The organism is Tepidanaerobacter sp. GT38 (genome assembly GCF_021991635.1).
GTDB lineage: Bacteria > Bacillota > Thermosediminibacteria > Thermosediminibacterales > Tepidanaerobacteraceae > DTU063.
In genome coordinates, this window is record NZ_JAFFJA010000073.1 from 1 (window position 1) to 2,504 (window position 2,504).

Consider the following 2,504-nt stretch of genomic DNA (forward strand, 5'->3'; position numbering starts at 1 on the left):
TGCTTATGTTAATTTAAAAGTAGGCCATCATTTCAATTGAAAACTGGTCCACCCTAAAATATAATACCCCTATACATATTGTAGGGGGTATGGAGGTTGATAAGATTGGACCAGAAAGCAGATATACTAATGAAATACTTTAGAGAAAACAAATCCCAAAGAGCCATAGCAAGAGAACTTGGTATTTCAAGGACCACAGTACAAAAATACATAAAAGACTTTAAAACAAAACATGAAAAGCTAATGGAACTAAAACAAGATAAAGACGGCAATAAAATAAAAATACTAGCCTTAATAGAAGAAATGGCCTCAAAACCCAAATATGATACCAGCAGTAGAACAAGAGTTAAACTAACTGAAGAAATTATTAATGAAATAGACAAGCTAATTGCCAAAAATGAAAAGAACAAATTACTGGGAAGACATAAGCAGTTAATGAAGAAAATAGATATACACGAATACCTAGTTGAAAAAGGATATGATATAGGATACACCACTGTTTGTAACTACATTAGAGAAAACTATGAGAAAAAAGAAGCGTATATTAGGCAGCAATATGATTTAGGAGAAACACTAGAATTTGATTGGGGTGACGTAAAACTTACAATTGCCGGCAAAGCCACAACCTTAAACATGGGACTTTTCACAACAGCAAAGGGCTCCTATCATTATGCAAGACTTTATGAAAATCAAAAGATGGAAAACTTTCTACACATTCATGTCGAAGCTTTTAACAAGATCGGAGGAATCCATAGAGAAATTGTCTACGACAACATGAAACAGGCTGTTAAGAAGTTTGTAGGCAAAAATGAAAAAGAAGCAACAGAAGATTTGATTAAACTATCATTGTATTATGGATTCAAATATAGATTTTGTAACATAAAAAGTGGGAATGAAAAGGGCCATGTAGAAAGAGGAATTGAATTTGTAAGGAGGAAAGTTTTCTCAATAAAAACAGAATTTGATTCAATAGATGAAGCCAACGAATATCTTGCAGAAAGAATATTTAAGCTTAACTCCAAAAAAAGAAGCTGGCTTAAAAACCAAAGCCCAATAGAGATTCTAAACCAAGAGAAGAAATATCTTTTGCCGCTTAAACCATCATATGATACATCAAGAAGGGTTGAGGCCAGGGTAAACAAATACAGCGTAATTAATATTGACCAAAATAAATATTCAGTGCCAGACTACCTAGTTGGCAAATTCGTAACTGCTAAAATCTATCCAAATGATATCAAAATATATTACAAGGGCAATAAAATAGCCGAACATAAAAGGTCATTTAAGGCCCACCACTGGACAATAGACATTAATCATTTTACCGATACATTAAAAAACAAGCCCGGGGCATTGCATTCAAGTGTAGGTAGACACCAACTTTGCCCAGAGCTAAAAGACATATACAATAAATATTATACCAATAATCCTAAAGATTTCATACTACTTTTGGAGCTAATTAAAGAAAAAGACTTAGAAAGTATATTAGACGCCATAAAAGAACTGGAAGAAATAAAAACAGATATAGTTAACACAGACAATATTAAAAATATAGTTTTCAAACTTCCTAGAGAAATTGCATTTATAGAACCGGAAAAAGACACATCAATACTAAAAGCCTCGATACAGCAAATATCTGCATTAAATCAGATGTTTAACTTGCAATCTATAGGAGGTTTTGAAAATTGAAGGAAAAAATAGCAGAGATCAAAAAATACATATCAGAACTTAAGATACCAGGAATAAATCAAGGATTAAAAATGAAGATTGAAGAGGCATACAAACTAGACAAATCCTATGAAGACTTCTTACTGGATATCTTTGCAGAAGCTTATGTTGTAAGGAAAGAAAACGGCAGGAAAAACAGAATAAGAAATGCCAGGTTTCCATATAAAAAGTATCTAGATGAATTAAAGCTAGAGTATCTTCCGGAAGATGGTAGAAAGAGATTTAAAGAGCTTAAAACACTAAATTTCATAGCTGAAGGCAGGAATGTAATACTAGCTGGCAACCCAGGCACAGGCAAGACGCATATGGCTATAGGCCTTGGCATAGATGCTTGTAATATGGGATACAAGGTGTATTTTGCAACGGTGCCATCATTAATAAATGAGCTGAAAGAATCCAAAAGTGACAAAAAGCTATATACTTTTGAAAAGAGGTTCGAAAAATATGATTTAATTATTGCAGATGAATTAGGCTATATTTCTTTTGATAAAGAGGGCAGTGAACTATTATTTACTTTTCTGTCTCTAAGGGCAGAGAGAAAATCTACAATAATCACAACAAACTTGTCGTTTGACAGGTGGAATGAGGTATTTAATGATGCAGTGCTCACAGCAGCACTGATAGACAGATTAACTCATAAATCCTATGTTATTAATATGAATGGGAATTCTTATAGAATGAAAGAAACTAAGGACTGGTTAGAAGAAAACCATTAATTTTTTTTACAACTGGCCCAGTTTTCGATTAATATATGGCCCATTTTTCGGTTGACAAATACA

At 32.9% G+C, this 2,504-nt stretch carries 2 protein-coding genes; both read left to right on the top strand.

The window, feature by feature from the left end; translation table 11 throughout:
• Window positions 1-105 precede the first annotated feature (105 nt).
• Window positions 106-1,686: an IS21 family transposase gene (istA, locus tag JT739_RS09855; protein WP_255688674.1), complete on the top strand. Its 1,581-nt coding sequence runs from the start codon at window positions 106-108 to the stop codon at window positions 1,684-1,686.
• Window positions 1,683-2,441 (top strand): IS21-like element helper ATPase IstB, encoded by a 759-nt coding sequence (gene istB, locus JT739_RS09860; RefSeq protein WP_237660948.1) that lies wholly within the window; start codon window positions 1,683-1,685, stop codon window positions 2,439-2,441. Before istA ends, istB begins: the two co-directional genes overlap by 4 nt.
• The last annotated feature ends 63 nt before the right edge of the window (window positions 2,442-2,504 follow it).